Below are 17,654 nucleotides of genomic sequence, written 5' to 3'. Positions count from 1 at the left end.
CGGCTCGGCCCCACCGCCTCCGTAGCGTCGTCCGTGTGGTCGGGTCGCGAGTCGAGAGGGGTCCCGGATGACGGCGACGGGAGAAGGACTCGCGGCCTGGCCGCCCGTCGCGGTGGCGGCGGTGCTGGCCGCGGTGGTCGGATCGGCGGACACGCTGCTCGGCACGGCCGTGGCCGGCGTCTGGGCGCTGGTGCGGTGGCGCCGGGACGTGGCGCGCGAGGAGCGCGATCGGGCGTGGGCGCGCTTCGTCTGGACGGTCGATCATGCGTGTGACGACGACGTCGGCAGGGCTGAGGTCGGTCGCTCCACTGATCGGGCGATGTCCAGAATGCAGATCCTTCGCGCCGATGACGCCGCGATCGGCAAGATCGTGCTCGACCTGATCTCGGAAGGGGATGCAGATGACGGTGGAAGACCCGGTGGTCGCGCTCATCGAACGCGACCGTGAGGAGTGGCGGCAGCAGATCCGACGGCAGTACCGCTTCCGGCCGTGGCAGGCGCGACGGATCATCCGGGTGCATGACGACCTGCTCCGGTGGCGCGAAGAACTGCGGGCAGCGCAGCGTGAGCGTGCGCGGCTGATCGAGGCCGGGGAGCTGCGGGTCGACCGGTGACCCGTGCGGGTTCGCGCTCCGTCAGGGGAGCGAAGCGCGCAGGGTGCTCAGCGTGCCGATGAACTCCTCGGCCATGCCGGCGCGCTCCACGAGCTTCGCGTGCCGGGCGCGGGCGTCCTCGAGTGATGCGTCGAGCCGGGCGGCGAGTGCCGGCTGGTCCTCCGGAGCGGCCCCGGCCAGGGCGTCGACGACGCGGAGCAGCTCGGCCATCTCGTCCAAGCTGAAGCCGAGCGGCTTCATCCGACGGATGACGAGCAGCCGCTCGAGGTCCTGCGCCGTGTACACGCGGAAGCCCCCGGCGGTCCGGCCACTCGGCACGAGGAGGCCGACCTCGTCGTAGTGCCGGATCGTCCGCAGGGACATTCCGGCACGCTCGGCGAGCTCGCCGATGTGCATGGTGTCGGCTGCTGCTCGGTCGGCTGCCGTCTTGTCGGCTGCCGCGCGGTCGTCGGGTGTCGGTGCGGGGAAGCTCACGGTCGCCATGGTCGCAGATCTCCTCCCGACGTCGCTCGGAGTCGGCGTCCTCCTGCCGACGTGACAACCCTACCCTCACGTCAGGGTAGGGTCGTGGTCGATGTCCCTCGCTCCCCATGCTCCCGCAGCCCCCAGCGTCCTCAGTGCGCTCCGTTCGCCTCGTCTGCTCACCCGGGAGGTCCTGGCAGGTGTCGTCACCGCCCTCGCCCTGATCCCCGAGGCGATCTCGTTCTCGGTGGTCGCCGGCGTCGACCCCGCGGTCGGGCTCTTCTCGAGTGTCGTGATCGCGGTGGTGATCTCGATCGTCGGCGGCCGCCCCGCGATGATCTCCGCCGCCGCGGGGTCGGTCGCGCTCGTGATCGCACCGCTCGTGCGCGACCACGGCGTCGCCTACCTCGTCCCCGCGGTCGTGCTCGGTGGCGTGTTCCAGCTGGTGCTCGGGTTCCTCGGGGTGGCCCGCCTGATGCGCTTCATCCCGCGCAGCGTCAACGTGGCCTTCGTCAACGCGCTCGCGATCCTCATCTTCACCGCGCAGCTGCCCAACCTGTTCGGCGACGACGTCCCCCTCGTGGTGTGGCCCCTCACCGCACTCGGAGTCGGCATCATCGTGGCCTTCCCGTTCCTCACGAAGGCCGTCCCCGCGCCGTTGATCGCCGTCGTCGTGGTGACCGCGATCACGATCGTGTTCGGGGTCGCCGTGCCCACGGTCGGCGACGAGGGTTCGCTGCCGACCGCGCTGCCCGGCTTCGGCGGCATCACCGTGCCGCTGACGTTCGAGACCCTGCAGATCGTCGCCCCGTACGCGTTCGGGGTCGCGATCGTCGGGCTCATCGAGACGCTCCTGACGGCGCAGCTCGTCGACTCCCTGACGGAGACCCGGTCCAGCGCGTGGCGCGAGTCCTGGGGACAGGGCATCGCCAACATCGCGTCGGCGTTCTTCGGCGGGACGGGCGGGTGCGCGATGATCGGCCAGACCGTCATCAACGTGAAGACGGCGGGCGCGCGGACACGGGTGTCGACCTTCGCCGCGGGAGCCTCGGTGCTCGTGCTGACGATCGTCCTGCACGACCTCGTGGCGCAGATCCCGATGGCGGCGCTCACCGCCGTGATGCTCATGGTCTGCGTCGCGACCTTCGACTGGCACAGCATCCGGCCGCGCACGCTCGGACGGATGCCACTCGGCGAGACGGCGGTCATGGTCATCACCGTCGTGGTGGTCGTCGCCACCGACAACCTCGCCACCGGTGTCCTGGTGGGGGTGGTGGTCGCGGCCCTCGTGTTCGCCCGTCGAGCGGCGCACGTGGTCTCCGTGGTGCGCGAGCCGGTGGACGAGCACACGGTCCGTTACCGCGTGCAGGGCGCCCTGTTCTTCGCCTCCTCGAACGACCTCGTCACGCGGTTCTCCTACGCCGAGGACCCGGAGCGGGTGATCGTCGACATGTCGGCCGCGCACGTCTTCGACGCGAGCACCGTCGCGGCGCTCGACGGGGTGGAGCAGCGGTACGCACGGCACGGCTCGACCGTCGAGGTCGTCAACCTGAACACCGGGTCGGTGGCGTTGCACGGACGGCTGACCGGACGCCTGGGCTGATCCGGCCGACCGGAGGGGGCTGAACGCTCGCACATCCGGTGAATCCGCTGTGGGGCGGGTGATGACGGTGGAGCGACCTAGACTGGAACCCATGCCCGCGACACGGATCCACCTCGTCCGGCACGGCGAGGTCCACAACCCGGGGCGAGTGCTCTACGGCCGGCTGCCCGGCTTCGGGCTCAGCGAACTCGGTGCCCGGATGGCCGCCGCGTCGGCGACCGCCTGGCACGACGCCGGGGTCGACGTCCGGCGGATCGTCGCGTCGCCGCTGCAGCGTACGCAGGAGTCCGCGGCGCCCTGGGCGGCCGCCTACGGGCTCGAGGTCTCGCTCGACGAACGGCTGATCGAGCCCACGAACCGGTACGAGGGCCAGCGCCCCGGCTTCACGAAGCGCTCGATCGGGCGTCCGGCCGAGTGGCCCTGGATCGCGAACCCGTTCCGCCCGAGCTGGGGCGAGGCGTACGAGTCCATCGCGAACCGCATGCTCGCCGCGGTCACGTCCGCGTGGGAGAGCGTGGACGGCGGCGACGTCGTCCTCGTCAGCCACCAGCTGCCCATCTGGACGGTGCACCGCAAGCTCGCCGGGGAGCCGCTCTGGCACGACCCCCGCAAGCGTCGGTGCGACCTGTCCAGCATCACGACCCTCGAGCGTGTGCCCGCCACCTCGTCCGGTCGCTTCACCGAGGTCGGGTACGCGGACCCCGCGCAGTCCCTGCGTGCGTCCGCGGTCGACGAAGGAGCAGTCTGATGTCCGCACGCAGCCGGATCGCCGCCGTCGCGGCCTCGGCGGTGATCGCAGCCCTGGCGCTCGCCGGGTGCTCGTCGTCGAACGACGACCTGTCGCGCCAGTACGGCAGCGGCACCACCCAGAACTACATCTCCGGCACCGGGGCGGTGACCGAGGTGGCGGCCGACAAGCGCAGCGCCCCGGTCGACTTCACGACGAAGGACACCGACGGCGACACCATCTCGGCGAAGGACCTCCGCGGCAAGGTCGTCGTGCTCAACTTCTGGTACGCCGGCTGCCCGCCGTGCCGCGCCGAGGCGAAGTACCTCAACCAGGTGCACGAGCAGTACGCCGACGACGACGTGGTCTTCGTGGGCGTCAACGTCCGCGACGAAGAGGGCACCGCGGCGGCGTTCGAGCGCACCTTCGGTGTCGACTACCCGACCGTGCTCGACGCCCGCGACGGCACCGTGCAACTCGCGCTCTCCGGGCAGATCGCCCCGAACGCCGTCCCCGCGACGATCGTCCTCGACAAGCAGGGCCGTGTGGCCGCCCGCGTCCTCGGCGCGATCGACGGCAAGAGCATCCTGCAGACCCTGGTCGGCGACGAGCTCGACGGCAAGGCGTCCTGACCCGTGCCCGGCAACCCCTTCGCCGACGCGATCCTGAGCGGCCAGATGCTGGTGGCGCTGCCCGTCGCCGCCCTGGCCGGTCTCGTGTCGTTCCTGTCCCCGTGCGTGCTCCCGCTCGTGCCCGGCTACCTCGGGTACGTCGGCGGGATCGCCGAGGGCGGTCAGCGTCGGGGTCGTGTCGTGCTCGGCGTCGTGCTGTTCGTGCTCGGCTTCACCGCGGTGTTCGTGGCGTACACGACCGTGTTCGGCGCGCTCGGCTTCTGGCTCGTCCGGTGGCGTGACCTCATCACGCAGGTGCTCGGCGTCGTCGTGATCGCGATGGGCCTGGTCTTCGTCGGCCGCTTCACCTTCCTGCAGCGCACGGTCAAGCCGTCGTGGACGCCCGCGACCGGCCTCGTCGGGGCGCCGCTGCTCGGCATCGTGTTCGGCCTCGGCTGGACTCCCTGCCTCGGGCCGACGCTCGCCGCGATCAACCTGCTCAGCGTGCAGTCGGGGAGCGCCTGGCAGGGCATGTGGCTCGGTGTCGCGTACTGCCTGGGGCTCGGTGTGCCCTTCGTCCTCGTGGCGCTCGGCGCCGGGTGGGCGACCGGGGCGATCCGGGTCGTCAAGCGCCACATGCGCACCGTCAACATCATCGGAGGAGCGATCCTGATCGTCATCGGTCTGCTCATGGTCACCGGCATCTGGTCGGCCGTCATGTCGAGCCTCGGGGCGGTGATCCAGAGCTTTGTCCCCGCGGTCTGAGCACGACACCACCCCCGAGCGCCCCGACGCCGAGCCGGTCTCCGTGGACGAGACGACCTCGGGTGCCGACCCGATGCGCCCGTCCGACCACGTCGACAGCGCCGCTCCGGCGGTGACCGGCGACGACGGACCGACGCAGCCGAAGCTCGGATTCGTCGGCTACGTCCGCTTCTTCTGGCGCCAGCTGACGAGCATGCGCACGGCGCTCTTCCTGCTCATGCTCCTGGCACTCGCCGCGATCCCGGGCTCCCTCGTGCCCCAGCGCACCGCCGACCCGAACGGTGTGGTGCAGTACAAGGCGGACCACCCGCAGCTCTTCCCGGTGCTCGACACCCTGCAGGTCTTCGACACCTACACCTCGGTGTGGTTCTCGGCGATCTACCTGCTGCTGTTCGTGTCGCTGATCGGGTGCATCGTCCCGCGGACGAAGCACCACTGGCAGGCGCTGCGGACGCGACCGCCGAGGACCCCGGTGCGTCTCGGCCGACTGGCCGGCTACCGGTCGGTCCCCGTCGAGGCGGACGCGACCACGAGCCTCCCGTCCGTCGACGACGCCGTGACCCGCGCGGCGGCGCTGCTCAAGCGGTCCGGGTACCGGGTCGAGCGCTTCGGGGACTCGGTGAGCGCGGAGCGCGGCTACCTGCGCGAGACCGGCAACCTCGTCTTCCACGCGGCGCTCGTCGGCGTGCTCGTGGCGGTCGGCCTCGGCGGCGGCTTCAGCTACACGGGGCAGCGCCTGCTCGTCGAGGGGCAGACGTTCTCGAACGTCCTCGGCTCGTACGACTCCTTCAACCCGGGCCGCTGGTTCCGCCAGTCCGACCTGCAGGGCTACAACCTGACGCTCGACAAGTTCACGACCACGTACGAGGAGAAGAACCTCGACGCCCTCGGGCAGGCCCTCGACTACTCGGCGACGGTGACCAGCCAGGAGAAGGGCCAGGCGCCGAAGACGAGCCGCATCGGCGTGAACGACCCGCTCTCGGTCGGTGGGACGAACGTGTACCTGCTCGGCAACGGGTACGCGATGCAGGTCACGGTCCGCGACGGCAAGGGGAACGTGGCGTTCCAGGACGTCGTGCCGTTCCTGCCGGAGGACGCGAACTACACGTCGACCGGCGTCATCAAGGTCCCGGACGCCTCGCCGTCGCAGCTCGGCATGGTCGGGTTCTTCTACCCGACCGCGTCGAAGCTGTCGACCGGCGCGTTCGCCAGCGCCTACCCGGACGCGCAGAACCCGCTCCTGACGCTGCAGGTGTACCGCGGCGACCTCGGCCTCGACAGCGGTGTCCCGCAGAGCGTCTACTCGCTCGACACCAGCGGCCTCGAGCAGATCGCCGGGCGCCAGTCGAAGACCGCCAGCATCGAGCTCAAGCCCGGGCAGACGAAGACCCTGCCGGACGGCACCGGCTCGATCACCTTCGACGGTGTGAAGCGCTACGTCTCACTCGACGTGCACCACGACCCGTCGCAGCTGTTCGTCGCCGGCTTCGCGGTGCTCGCGGTGCTCGGCCTGCTCACGTCGCTGTTCGTGCCCCGTCGCCGCGTGTGGGTGAAGGCCGTCCCGCGTCGGGGTGCGGAGCACGGCGAGTACGACCTCGAGTACGCCGGCCTGGCGCGCGGCGAGGACCCCAACCTCGAGCGCGCCGTCGACGACATCGCCAAGAGGCACCTGTCGGACCTCGGAGTTAGGATCCCTGCGTGAACCCGGACATGACGACCAACCTCGCGACCTACTCGGTCGTCCTGACGTACTCCGCGATGGCGGTCTACGTCATCGCGTTCATCTCGTTCGCGCTCGACATGGCGAAGCGGTCCGGCCAGGTCGCAGCCGGCGCCGGGGCCGCCGCAGCCACGCCCGCCGAACGCACCGTCGCGACGGTGCAGGGCGGTACGGTCGTGCTCGAGAAGGTCGACACCGACCGGGGCCGCTCCGGCGGTGGCGGCACGAAGTTCGAGCGCGTCGGCATGGCGATGACGATCCTCGCGCTCGTGCTGCACGTCGGGGCGACCGTCCTGCGCGGCGTCGCGGCCGACCGTGTGCCGTGGGGCAACATGTTCGAGTTCTCCCTCACCGGTACGGCGCTCATCACGCTGATCTTCCTGCTGGTGCAGTTCTGGCAGAACCTGAAGTTCCTCGGCGTGTTCATCACCGGGCTCACGATCATCCTGCTCGGCATCGCGACCGTGAACTACTGGGTGCCCGTCGTCCCGCTGCAGCCCGCACTGCAGTCGTACTGGCTCGTCATCCACGTCTTCGTCGCGATCGCGGGCACGGGGTTCTTCGCCCTCGGCGCCGGCCTGGCCGTGGCGCAACTGGTGCAGACCTACCGACAGGGCCGCCCGGTCTCCAAGCAGCTCCGCTTCATGGAGACGCTGCCCGACGCCGAGCGGCTCGAGGTCCTGACCTACCGCGTGCTGCTCGTCGGCTTCGTGCTCTGGACCTTCACCCTGATCGCGGGTGCGATCTGGGCCGAGCGCGCCTGGGGCCGGTACTGGGGGTGGGACACCAAGGAGGTCTGGACCTTCATCATCTGGGTCGTCTACGCCGGGTACATCCACGCCCGTGCGACCCGCGGCTGGCGTGGTGCTCGGTCGTCCTGGTTGGCGCTCATCGGCTTCGCCGCGGTGATGTTCAACTTCTCCGTCGTGAACGTCTTCTTCAAGGGCCTGCACAGCTACTCGGGCCTGTGAGCCCGGCCGGGCGTCGCTGACGCAACCGGCGTGACGGACGGGAGGCACGGTGCCAGCTGGCACCGTGCCTCCCGTCCGTCACAGCCAGCTGCCGGGTGCCGGCGCACTCGGGTCGGCCCCTCCCGGTCCGGCAGGCGGGGGCCCGTCGGTCTTCGTCGCAGGACTTGCCGCTGGTGGCGCGACCTGGCGGCACGTCGTGCGACTCGAGGGATCGCAAGCGGCACGTCGTCCTACCGGAACGATCGGACGCGGACGCGGACGCGGACGCCGACGCCGACGCCGACGCCGGTGCCGCCGCCTCCGCGCTCAGGCGGCGGCGAGCAGGGCGTGCACACGCTCCAGCCGGGCGAACCACCACGCCGTCCGCTCCGGAGACGCTGCGTTCCGCTCCAGCAGCTCCTGCGACACCTCGGTGCGGCGGACCGGTACCCGCCCGTCGACCGGCAGCAGGGGATTGGCGGTGACGTCCGTCTCGAACATCGCGGCCGTCCCGAGCCCCGCCGCGTACCCGGGCGACATCGCCGCCGCCGCGAGGAACGCCCCGGTCCCGAGCCCCACCGAGGTGTCGAGCGCACTGGAGACGACGCACGGCAGACCGGCCTCGGCGACGATCGCGCGCGCCGCGGTGACCCCGCCGAGCGGCTGCGCCTTCACGACGAGCACGTCGGCCGCACCGGCCCGGGCCACGGCGAGCGGGTCCGACGCCCGGCGAACGCTCTCGTCGGCGGCGACGGGCACGCCGAGGTCCGCGATCCGTCGCCGGAGCTCGGCGAGTTCGGGCACCGACCGGCACGGCTGCTCGGCGTACTGGAGGCGGTGGGGAGCGAGCCGCTCGAGCGCCTCGACGGCCTGGTCGACGGACCAGAGCCCGTTGGCGTCCACGCGGATCGCCGCCTCCGGTCCCATCACGCGACGGACCTCGGCGACGCGGGCGACGTCGTCCTCGGTGCTCGTCCCCGGCTCGGCGACCTTGACCTTCGCGGTCGTGCAGCCGGGGTAGCGCGCCAGGAGACCGGCGACCGCGTCCGGCCCGACAGCCGGCACCGTGGCGTTCACCGGCACCGTGTCGGCCCCGGGGAGGTGCTCGGTCCACCCGAAGTCGACGGCGCTCCGGAGCCAGGCGGTCGCCTCGTGGTCGTCGTACTCGACGAAGGGCGAGAACTCCGTCCACCCTGCGGGTCCGCGGAGCACCACGGCCTCGCGGACGGTGATGCCACGGAAACGGACGCGCATGGGCAGCGCGACGACGTGGGCGTCTGCGGTGAGGTCGGCGAGGTCAGGGAGCACACCCCATCCTCGCGCACGGGCGGTGACAGCGACCGGGGCGGCCGCGCCGAGGACCGGCGACGCCGGGGCCCGTCCCGCGCCCAGCGCTCCCGCCGCTTCCTCGGAGCCGACCGCCAGGGCCGGGCACTAGCATGCACCGGTCGGCCCAGCGTCGACGGCGCCGCGGACCACCGTGGCACGTCCGTGTGGCGACCGAGGAGAGGGAGGGCCGGTGGCGTCGGATCCGCAGCAGCGCGCCGCAGCGCAGCGTGCCGCGGCGCAACGCGCGGCGGCGGCGCAGCGTCCCGGTGCAACCCGGCAGGCAGCCGCGCAGCGGACGGCAGCACAGCGCGCGGCCGCGTCGGGAACGACCCGGCCTGCCACGAACGCGGCCGCCAGACCCGCCGGGCCCCGTCCTCCCGGAGGACGCTCCGACACCGGCGACTTCGAGCGCCTGATGCAGCGCAACACCGTCGACACCCGCGCGCTCGAGCACGCCGCCCGCCGCCGCCGGAACCCGATCGTCGGCAAGATCGCGCTCGGACTCGCCGTGGTCTCCGCCGCGGTCGACGCCAGCGCCTTCGCGGTGTTCATGGGCGGCGACACCACCTTCGCCTTCGGCATCTGCTTCGTGGTGGTCTTCCTCACCCTGATCGCCGCGGTGCTCGGCTTCATCGCCGCGGTCGGGTCGTTCGGTCGCTGGTACGGCGCGGTCGGGGTCGTCCTCGCGTTCTTCGCGAACCCGGTCATCCTCATCGTGCTGCTCGTCGTCCTCGCCCCCGAGGCCCTCACGGGCATGTAGCCCGACGGGAACGGGGCCCCGACCAGCACGGAGCGGGGGCCGCTCCCACACCCCGGCGATACGGTGGGGACATGGCTGCTCCCGTCTCCGACCTGTTCGACCCCGACGTCTGGACCGCTGCGCCGGTCGCGGAGCACTTCACCGACATCACGTACCACAAGCACGTCTCGCAGGGCATCGTCCGCGTGGCCTTCGACCGCCCCGAGGTCCGCAACGCCTTCCGCCCACGGACCGTCGACGAGCTCTACCGTGCCCTCGACGACGCGCGTCAGGACCCGCGTGTCGGCGTCGTCCTGCTCACCGGCAACGGCCCGAGCCCGAAGGACGGCGGTTGGGCGTTCTGCTCCGGCGGCGACCAGCGCATCCGAGGCCGCAGTGGCTACCAGTACGTCGGCGACGAGGGCGCGCCACCCGAGGGCGTCGACCCCGCTGCCGCGCAGGCGTCGATGGGTCGGCTGCACATCCTCGAGGTCCAGCGCCTCATCCGGATGATGCCGAAGGTCGTCATCGCCGTCGTGCCCGGCTGGGCCGCGGGCGGCGGGCACTCGCTGCACGCCGTCGCCGACCTGACGATCGCGAGCGCGGAGCACGGTCGGTTCAAGCAGACCGACGCCGACGTGGGGTCCTTCGACGGCGGCTACGGCAGCGCCTACTACGCCCGGCAGATCGGGCAGAAGCTGGCGCGCGAGGTCTTCTTCCTCGCCGAGGAGTACTCGGCACAACGCGCGTACGAGATGGGCGCGGTGAACAAGGTCGTGGCGCACGAGGACCTCGAGCGCGAGGCGATCCGGTGGGGCGAGACGATCCTCGGCAAGTCGCCGACCGCGATCCGCATGCTCAAGTACGCCTTCAACGCGGTGGACGACGGCATGGTCGGCCAGCAGGTGTTCGCGGGCGAGGCGACGCGCCTCGCCTACGCCTCCGACGAGGCGGTCGAGGGCCGCGACGCCTTCCTCGAGAAGCGCAGGCCGGAGTGGACATCGTTCCCGTGGCACTACTGATCCCGGGACCCGGCAGGTGAACCGCCCGCTGGTCGCGATCGGCGCGTCCGACCCGTCCGCGGTGCTGCGCGGCCTGGAGGCTGCACTCGCCGGCGGTCCCGCACTGCTCCCCGTCGCCGAGGACGCCCCGGCGCTGCCCGCCCCGCCGCCGTCGCACGTCACGCAGCGGGTCGCCCTGGTCGTCGAGACGAGCGGGTCCACCGGCACCGGCAAGCGCGTGGCCCTGTCGTCGGACGCCCTGCTGGCGGGTGCCGCGTCGGCCGATGCCGCACTCGGTGGTCCCGGCCGGTGGGTGCTCGCGCTCCCGACGCACTACATCGCCGGTCTCAACGTCCTGACACGCTCGATCACGGCGGGCACCACCCCGATCGTGGTCCCGCCGGGGCACTTCGACGGCGGCGCGTTCGCCGACGCGGTCGACCGGCTCGACGTCGGCCCGGGAGCGCCTCGCCGCTACACGTCGCTCGTGCCGGTGCAGCTCGCCCGCGTGCTCGACGACCCGCGCGCCACCGCAGCCGCGACCCGGTTCGACGCCGTCCTGGTCGGCGGCCAGTCCACCCCCGCGCCGCTCCGGCAGCGCGCCCTCGACGCCGGCGTCCGGGTCGTCACGACCTACGGCGCGAGCGAGACGAGCGGCGGCTGCGTGTACGACGGCACGCCGTTCGGCACGGTCCGCGCGGAACTCGCCGACGGCGCGCTCGAGCTGTCCGGTCCGATGCTCGCCGAGGGCTACCTCGACGACCCGGAGCGCACGGCACGCACCTTCGTCGAGCGCGACGGTCACCGCTGGTACCGGACCGGCGACGCCGCGACCATCGACGACGACGGTCGGCTGCGCGTGCTCGGCCGGCTCGACGACGTGATCGTCTCCGGTGGCGAGAAGGTGCCGCTCGGTGCGGTGGAGCGCCGGGTGCGCGAGCTGCCCGGGCAGGACGCCGCGGTCGTCACACGACGGGCGTCGGGGGAGTGGGGCGAGGTGCCCGTCGTCGTCACGGAACGCTCGATCGACCTCGACACGGTGCGCGCCCACGTCGCGGAGGCCCTCGGACGCGCAGCCCGTCCCGCCGCGGTCCTGGTCGTGGACACGCTCCCGATGCTCGCGTCCGGCAAGCCCGACCGCCGGGCCGTCCGCGCGCTGGCCGACCCCGAGGGCGCACCGTCCCCGTAGTCGTCACCGATACGATGGTCGGCCGTGGCACGTACGAAGAACAGGACCCCGGTCAAGGGCCGCAGCGGCAACCCGGCGAAGGCCTCGGCACCGCAGCGCACGAAGCAGCGGGCGACCGCGGGCGACTGGATCGGCGGTGCCCGGCTCCGCACGCTGACGCTCGGTGTCGTGCCGGTCGTGCTCGGTACCGGCGTGGCGTTCGTCGACTCCGGTGAGCCGGGCGACTTCGGCGCGTACCTCGGGCGCGACCACCACCTCGCGGTCGCCCTGCTCGCGCTCGCGGTCGCACTGTTCCTGCAGATCGGCGTGAACTACAGCAACGACTACTCCGACGGCGTCCGGGGCACCGACGAGTTCCGCGTCGGTCCGGCCCGTCTGACCGGTGCCGGCCTGGCGAAGCCCCGCACGGTGCTCACCGTCGCGCTGACGTTCTTCGGGCTCGCCGCGGTCGCCGGTCTGGTCATCGTGCTGCTCACCGGCACGTGGTGGCTGCTGCTCGTCGGCGCGGCCGCGATCGTCGCGGCCTGGTACTACACCGGCGGGAAGAAGCCGTACGGCTACAACGCGCTCGGCGAGGTCTTCGTCTTCGTCTTCTTCGGGCTGGTCGCCGTGCTCGGCACCCAGTACGTGCAGATCCAGGCGGTCACCGCGAGCGGCTGGGCAGCGGCCGTCGCCGCCGGCTTCTTCGCCTGCGCCGTGCTCATGGTCAACAACATCCGCGACGTGGACGAGGACCGTCAGGCCGGCAAACGGACCCTCGCGGTCGTGGTCGGTCGGCCCGTCGCCCGGGTCCTGTTCGGGCTGTTCCTGATGCTGCCGTACGTCGTGCTGCTGTGGTTCGTGCTGCTGTACTTCCGCACCGGGTTCGCGTACTTCTCGCTGCTGCTGGCGCTGCCGGCACTCGCGATCGGCGTCTCGTCGCGGAAGCCGCGCGAGCTCATCACGGCCCTGCAGCTGTCGTCCTTCGCGTCGCTCGCCTACGGCGTGGTCCTGGGCCTGACGCTCGTCCTCCTGCCGTAGGCGCGTCGACCGGGCGGCGTGCGGGGACCGGCGGCGCGGACCACCCGTCGGGACGGGACGGGCGGCGCGGACTACTCGGCGTCGTGCTCGCGACGCTCGCGGTGCCGGTCGGCGTCCGACACGGGCTGGTCGGTGGCGGCGGTCGCGTCGGTGTCGGCAGCGTCGACGAAGTCGTCCTCGAAGTCCGAGTCGGCGTCGTGCTCCGGTCGACCCCGACGTTCGGCGATGGACGAGGTCACCCGGCCCCGGAGTCCGGGCAGGGCGATGTACGACACGAGCAGGCCGATCAGCGCAGCGCCGATCGCCGCCCAGTACCACTTCAGGCCGATGACGAGCAGGACGGCCAGCGCCGCGGCGAAGATGCCGAGCCGGGCAAGGGTGTAGACGAGCCACGCTTTCACCCCACGAGTCTACGGAACACCGCTCGTGCAGCGGCTGACGGGCAGGTCCGTCCCAGGCGCGCTGCCTAGAGTCGTCGCATGGTCCGTCTGTGGTTGATCGTCGCCGTCGCCGCCGTGGCCTTCACGGTCTACGCGGTCATCGACTGCGCGACCATGCCACGTCAGCGCGTCCGTTCCCTGCGGCGCGGGTGGTGGATCCTCCTCGTGCTCGTCCTGCCGGTGCTCGGCGGTCTGCTGTGGTTCGTGCTCGGTCGGGCCCCCGCCACGCCCGGACCGGCGCCCCGGTACCGTGGACCCGAAGACGATCCCGACTTCCTCGGTGGCCCCCGTGGCACCGGGACACTCCGCACCGGAACGGACCAGGACGACGCAACCCTCCGAGACCTCGAGGACCAGTTCCGCGATGACCAGCTCCGCGACGAACGACGCGACCGCGACGAACGAGACGACGACCGCCCCGCCGATCGCTGACGGGCCCGCGGGCTCCGGCAGTCCGGCCACCGACTTCGCGCTCGCGCTCCTGCGGGAGCTCGCGCGCGCCGGTGTCACCGACGTCGTCGTGAGCCCGGGCTCCCGGTCGCAGGCACTCGCCCTCGCGGCGGTCGCCCTCGGACGTGCCGGCGGCACCACCGTGCACGTCCGGCTCGACGAGCGGACCGCCGGCTTCTTCGCGCTCGGGCTCGCGGTCGAGTCGGGTCGCCCGGCAGCCGTCGTCACCACCTCGGGCACCGCCGTGGCCAACCTGCACCCCGCCGTGCTCGAGGCCCACCACTCCGGTGTGCCGATGGTCGTCCTCTCCGCCGACCGTCCGGACGAGCTGCGGGGGATCGGCAGCAACCAGACGACGGTCCAGCCCGGACTGTTCGGTCCGGCCGTGTCCTTCGTGCGCGACGTGCAGGCGCCGACGGCACACGGCGGCACGGACGTCGACGCCGTCCGGTCGCTCGCGCGTGAGGCCGTCGCCGTCGCGTCGGGGCACACCGGGCAGCCGGGGCCGGTGCAGCTGAACGTCGCCTTCCGCGAGCCGCTGTCCGCCGGGCTCCGACCCGAGGACGTCCCCGCCGTGCCGGAGGACGAGGTCGACACGGAGCACGCCCGTCGTCGGGTGCACGCCGGACTGCCGGTCGCGGAGCTCGCACCGGACGACCAGCCCGCGACCGTCGTCATCGCGGGACACGACGCCGGCGAGGACGCCGAACGGATCGCGTGGGAGCTCGGCGCGCCGCTGTTGGCCGAGGTGTCGAGCGGGGCGCGCTTCGGCCGCAACCTGGTCGTCACCTACCGGGAGCTGCTCCGCGACCCCGGGTTCGGCGGTGCCGTGCGCCGCGCCGTCGTCCTGGGACACCCCACGCTCAGCCGCGAGGTGCCCGCCCTGCTGCAGCGGGCCGACGTCGAGACGGTCGTGGTCCGCGGACCGGGGGCCGACCCCTTCGACCCGGCCCGTGCCTCCCGGCCGGACGCCGCCACCTCCTTCGTCTCCGACGTCCGCGTGACGGGCCGGACCACCCCGGCGCACCGCGCGTGGGTGGGACGGTGGGTGGCGACGAGCCGCGCGCTCCTCGGCGACGGCGATGCCGGGCCGGACCTCGACGCGAAGCGTTCGGGGGACCGCGCCGAGCGCAACCGGTACCTGCGCGACGAGGTCGCCCTGCGTCGTCGACCGGTCGACCGGACCATGCTCGTCGAGGCGGTCTGGGGCGCGACGTGGCCGCACGACCGCCTCGTGCTCGGCGCCTCGCAGCTGATCCGGGTGGCCGACGCGCACGTGCCGGGCAAGAAGATCCGGGTGCACGCGAACCGCGGCCTCGCGGGGATCGACGGCACGGTGTCGACCGCACTGGGGATCGCCGCCGCACTCGAACGGACGCCGGACTCCGTCGGCACCACGCGGGTGCTCGTCGGCGACCTGACGTTCCTGCACGACCTCGGGGCGTTCGTCACCGGCACCGAAGAGCCGACGCACCGTGTCCAGGTGGTGGTCGGCAACGACGGCGGGGGCGCGATCTTCCGCGGCCTCGAGGTCGCGGCGACCACCCCCGAGCAGGACATGCGGCGTGTGATGACGACGCCGCAGCACGTCGACGTCGAGCGGGTCGTCACCGGGCTCGGGTGGGCCTACCGCCGGGCTGCGACCTGGGGCGACCTCGAGGGCGCGCTCACCGACCCGGCGCAGCGCCTGGTCGTCGAGGTCCCGCTGACCGACTGACGACCGACGGCTGCTGCCGGTCCGCCCGCACCGGTTGCAGCTCCGACCGGCAGCAGCCGGGTGTCGTCAGGCCAGCGCGTCGCGGATCGGGCGGAACTTCAGGGCGGTCTCGGCGACCTCGCGCGCGGGCTCCGAGCCCGCGACGATCCCGGCGCCCGCCCACGCGCGCACCGTCCCGTCGTCGTCGATCCGGGCGCTGCGGAGCGCGAGCATCCACTCACCGTCGCCGTTCGCCCCGAGCCAGCCGACGGGACCGGCGTACCGCCCGCGGTCGACGCCCTCGAGCTCGGCGACCAGGCGCACCGCGACGTCGGTGGGGGTACCGGCGACCGCGGCGGTCGGGTGCAGGGCGTCGGCGACGTCGAGCGAGGTGGTGCCGACCGGCAGGGTCGCCCGGACGTCGGTGGCCAGGTGCCACAGGTTCGGCAGCTGCAGGCGGAAGGGCTCCGGGTCGGCGCGGACGTCGGTCGCGACGGTCCGCAGCGCGTGCAGCAGGCTCGCGATCGCGAAGCCGTGCTCCTCGACGTCCTTCGCGCTCGACGCGAGGGCCTCGGCGGCGGCGCGGTCGGACACCGGGTCGGCACCGCGTGCGGCGCTCCCGGCGAGCACCCGCGCGGACAGTTCCGTGCCGTCGGTGCGGGCGAGGGTCTCCGGGGTCGCGCCGACCAGGCCGTCGACGGCGAACGTGACGCACTGCGGGTAGGCGGCCGCCAGGTCGAGCAGGATCGCGCGTCGGTCGGCTCCGACCGGCAGCGCGCCGACCAGGTCGCGCGCCAGGACGACCTTCTCGGCCTCGCCCGCGGTGATCCGGCGCACGGCGTCGGCCACGGCCGCGGCGTAGGCGTCCTCGTCGACCCGCCCGGGGCCGAGCGCGACCGAGACGTGTGCGCCGACGGCCGGCACCGGCACGGAGGTCCGCGAGAAGGCCAGGGGCTCGGGGTCGGGGGTGGTGTCGACGGCGGTGAGCCAGGCCTTCCCACGGCGCTTGCCGATGACCACCCGGGGCACGACGAGCACGCTCCGCTCGGCGGAGTCGTCGGCGAAGGCGAAGGACCCGAACGCGACGAGCCCGGTGCCGCGCAGCTGCACGGGGTCGTCCACGACGGCACCCTGCACGAGCTCGCGCCAGACCGCGGACGCCTGCCGCATCCGGTCGGGGCCGGAGAACGTGAACCGCGCCGCCTCACCGATCCCGACGATGCCGTCCCCGCTCCGGACGAACGCCAGCGGTGCGTCCCGGAGGGTGTGGCGGAGGACGTCCCCCGGGTCGTCGAGGATCCGGGTCGAGACCGTGAGCGTGGGGGCCGCCGTGGTGGTTCGGGTCACGCCCCGATCGTACGCGCGCGGCCGACCGGGGTCCGTCCGGCGGCCGTGGGGTCGGTACCGCGGCGGCTCGGCTGACCGCGGCCGAACGGTTCGGCTGACCGCGGCCGGGCGGCTCGGCTGACCGCGGCCGGGCGTCCGGGCAGCGGGGAGCCACGCCCTCTAGGATGGTGCGGTGAGCAGAGCGGACCTGAGCAAGCGGCCGGACGAGGTGGCGGCCATGTTCGACGACGTCGCCGCGAAGTACGACCTCACGAACGACATCCTGTCGGCGGGCAACGCCCCGCTGTGGCGCGTCGCGACGGTCCGAGCGGTCGACCCCCAGCAGGGCGAGAAGGTGCTGGACATCGCCGCGGGGACCGGGACGAGCGCGGCCGCCCTGGCGAAGAAGGGGGCGGACGTCACGGCGCTCGACCTGTCGGCGGGCATGATCGCCGTCGGGCGCGAGCGACACCCCGAGATCACGTTCGTCGAGGGCGACGCCGAGCACCTGCCCTTCGACGACGACACGTTCGACGCGGTCACGATCTCCTTCGGGCTCCGCAACGTCAACGACCCCATGCAGGCGATCACGGAGATGCTCCGGGTGTTGAAGCCGGGCGGCCGACTCGTCATCTGCGAGTTCTCCACGCCCCCGATGGCGTTGCTGCGCTTCGGGTACGGCGCGTACCTCAAGCGCGTGCTCCCGGGCATCGCGCGGCTGTCGAGCAGCAACCCGGCGGCCTACCGCTACCTGGCCGAGTCGATCGAGGCGTGGCCGGACCAGCAGGTCCTCAGCCAGTGGCTCCGCGGCGTCGGCTTCACGATGGTCGCGCACCGCAACCTCACCGCCGGCATCGTCGCGCTGCACCGCGGCCGCAAGCCCGTCGCGGGCGAGGTCCGCGAGTCCGTCGCCCGTCGGGCGAAGGCACGTCGCGAGCACCAGCACACCGGCGAGCAGCCGAGCGTCGAACCCGGCGACGCCTGACCGGTCACCCGACCCCGAACACGGAGC

At 72.8% G+C, this 17,654-nt stretch carries 19 protein-coding genes; 15 read left to right on the top strand and 4 right to left on the bottom strand.

Annotated elements, in window-relative coordinates:
- The first annotated feature begins 67 nt into the window (after positions 1 to 67).
- Together LCG91_RS11150 and LCG91_RS11145 are read left to right on the top strand one after the other, a co-directional pair.
- On the top strand, positions 68 to 448 hold the full coding sequence (locus tag LCG91_RS11150; protein WP_224441398.1) for a hypothetical protein: 381 nt from the start codon (positions 68 to 70) through the stop codon (positions 446 to 448).
- Positions 402 to 614: a hypothetical protein gene (locus LCG91_RS11145; RefSeq protein ID WP_153001756.1), complete on the top strand. Its 213-nt coding sequence runs from the start codon at positions 402 to 404 to the stop codon at positions 612 to 614. The genes LCG91_RS11150 and LCG91_RS11145 overlap by 47 nt, the downstream gene beginning before the upstream one ends.
- 21 nt (positions 615 to 635) lie before the next feature.
- On the opposite strand, the gene LCG91_RS11140 is transcribed toward LCG91_RS11145, so the two are convergent.
- On the bottom strand, positions 636 to 1,010 hold the full coding sequence (locus LCG91_RS11140; RefSeq protein WP_058749599.1) for a MerR family transcriptional regulator: 375 nt from the start codon (positions 1,008 to 1,010) through the stop codon (positions 636 to 638).
- Between the two features lie 178 nt (positions 1,011 to 1,188).
- On the opposite strand from LCG91_RS11140, the gene LCG91_RS11135 reads away from it, so the two are divergent.
- From LCG91_RS11135 to ccsB, 6 genes are all read left to right on the top strand, one after another.
- Positions 1,189 to 2,679, top strand: a complete 1,491-nt coding sequence (locus tag LCG91_RS11135; RefSeq protein ID WP_058729791.1) for a SulP family inorganic anion transporter — start codon at positions 1,189 to 1,191, stop codon at positions 2,677 to 2,679.
- Positions 2,680 to 2,770: 91 nt separating this feature from the next.
- Complete coding sequence (locus LCG91_RS11130; RefSeq protein ID WP_058749593.1) at positions 2,771 to 3,427, top strand: histidine phosphatase family protein; 657 nt, start codon at positions 2,771 to 2,773, stop codon at positions 3,425 to 3,427.
- Positions 3,427 to 4,038 carry a TlpA family protein disulfide reductase gene (locus LCG91_RS11125; protein ID WP_058729793.1) on the top strand — a complete coding sequence of 204 codons (612 nt, stop codon included), beginning with the start codon at positions 3,427 to 3,429 and terminating at the stop codon, positions 4,036 to 4,038. Before LCG91_RS11130 ends, LCG91_RS11125 begins: the two co-directional genes overlap by 1 nt.
- A gap of 45 nt (positions 4,039 to 4,083) precedes the next feature.
- Positions 4,084 to 4,782 (top strand): cytochrome c biogenesis CcdA family protein, encoded by a 699-nt coding sequence (locus LCG91_RS11120; RefSeq protein ID WP_058749598.1) that lies wholly within the window; start codon positions 4,084 to 4,086, stop codon positions 4,780 to 4,782.
- Between the two features lie 73 nt (positions 4,783 to 4,855).
- Complete coding sequence (locus LCG91_RS11115; RefSeq protein WP_224443137.1) at positions 4,856 to 6,484, top strand: cytochrome c biogenesis protein ResB; 1,629 nt, start codon at positions 4,856 to 4,858, stop codon at positions 6,482 to 6,484.
- 8 nt (positions 6,485 to 6,492) lie between these two features.
- On the top strand, positions 6,493 to 7,473 hold the full coding sequence (ccsB, locus tag LCG91_RS11110) for a c-type cytochrome biogenesis protein CcsB (RefSeq protein ID WP_224443136.1): 981 nt from the start codon (positions 6,493 to 6,495) through the stop codon (positions 7,471 to 7,473).
- Between the two features lie 306 nt (positions 7,474 to 7,779).
- On the opposite strand, the gene LCG91_RS11105 is transcribed toward ccsB, so the two are convergent.
- Positions 7,780 to 8,760: an o-succinylbenzoate synthase gene (locus LCG91_RS11105; protein ID WP_058749033.1), complete on the bottom strand. Its 981-nt coding sequence runs from the start codon at positions 8,758 to 8,760 to the stop codon at positions 7,780 to 7,782.
- A 436-nt stretch (positions 8,761 to 9,196) separates the two neighbouring features.
- Between LCG91_RS11105 and LCG91_RS11100 the strand changes: the two genes are divergently transcribed.
- From LCG91_RS11100 to LCG91_RS11085, 4 genes are all read left to right on the top strand, one after another.
- Entirely contained in the window at positions 9,197 to 9,541 is a 345-nt protein-coding gene (locus LCG91_RS11100; protein ID WP_058729677.1) for a hypothetical protein, read from the top strand.
- 71 nt (positions 9,542 to 9,612) lie between these two features.
- On the top strand, positions 9,613 to 10,542 hold the full coding sequence (locus tag LCG91_RS11095) for a 1,4-dihydroxy-2-naphthoyl-CoA synthase (protein ID WP_058729676.1): 930 nt from the start codon (positions 9,613 to 9,615) through the stop codon (positions 10,540 to 10,542).
- Between the two features lie 16 nt (positions 10,543 to 10,558).
- Positions 10,559 to 11,710 (top strand): AMP-binding protein, encoded by a 1,152-nt coding sequence (locus tag LCG91_RS11090; RefSeq protein ID WP_224441397.1) that lies wholly within the window; start codon positions 10,559 to 10,561, stop codon positions 11,708 to 11,710.
- A 24-nt stretch (positions 11,711 to 11,734) separates the two neighbouring features.
- A complete protein-coding gene (locus LCG91_RS11085; RefSeq protein ID WP_224441396.1) occupies positions 11,735 to 12,730 on the top strand; it encodes a 1,4-dihydroxy-2-naphthoate polyprenyltransferase in 996 nt (331 codons plus the stop codon).
- Between the two features lie 71 nt (positions 12,731 to 12,801).
- On the opposite strand, the gene LCG91_RS11080 is transcribed toward LCG91_RS11085, so the two are convergent.
- Positions 12,802 to 13,131 carry a DUF4229 domain-containing protein gene (locus LCG91_RS11080; RefSeq protein WP_058729673.1) on the bottom strand — a complete coding sequence of 110 codons (330 nt, stop codon included), beginning with the start codon at positions 13,129 to 13,131 and terminating at the stop codon, positions 12,802 to 12,804.
- A gap of 78 nt (positions 13,132 to 13,209) precedes the next feature.
- On the opposite strand from LCG91_RS11080, the gene LCG91_RS11075 reads away from it, so the two are divergent.
- On the top strand, positions 13,210 to 13,602 hold the full coding sequence (locus LCG91_RS11075; RefSeq protein WP_058729672.1) for a PLDc N-terminal domain-containing protein: 393 nt from the start codon (positions 13,210 to 13,212) through the stop codon (positions 13,600 to 13,602).
- Positions 13,535 to 15,337 carry a 2-succinyl-5-enolpyruvyl-6-hydroxy-3-cyclohexene-1-carboxylic-acid synthase gene (gene menD / locus LCG91_RS11070; RefSeq protein ID WP_058729671.1) on the top strand — a complete coding sequence of 601 codons (1,803 nt, stop codon included), beginning with the start codon at positions 13,535 to 13,537 and terminating at the stop codon, positions 15,335 to 15,337. Before LCG91_RS11075 ends, menD begins: the two co-directional genes overlap by 68 nt.
- A 66-nt stretch (positions 15,338 to 15,403) precedes the next feature.
- On the opposite strand, the gene LCG91_RS11065 is transcribed toward menD, so the two are convergent.
- On the bottom strand, positions 15,404 to 16,663 hold the full coding sequence (locus tag LCG91_RS11065) for an isochorismate synthase MenF (RefSeq protein ID WP_224441395.1): 1,260 nt from the start codon (positions 16,661 to 16,663) through the stop codon (positions 15,404 to 15,406).
- 172 nt (positions 16,664 to 16,835) lie between these two features.
- On the opposite strand from LCG91_RS11065, the gene LCG91_RS11060 reads away from it, so the two are divergent.
- Positions 16,836 to 17,627, top strand: coding sequence for a demethylmenaquinone methyltransferase (locus LCG91_RS11060; RefSeq protein ID WP_224441394.1), 792 nt, complete (start codon positions 16,836 to 16,838; stop codon positions 17,625 to 17,627).
- Positions 17,628 to 17,654: the final 27 nt, after the last annotated feature.

The sequence above is a fragment of the Curtobacterium sp. TXMA1 genome (assembly GCF_020162095.1).
In the GTDB taxonomy this organism is placed as follows: Bacteria; Actinomycetota; Actinomycetes; order Actinomycetales; family Microbacteriaceae; genus Curtobacterium.
The sequence above is the reverse complement of the archived record's forward strand: the minus strand, read 5'-3'. Positions and strand labels throughout refer to the sequence as shown.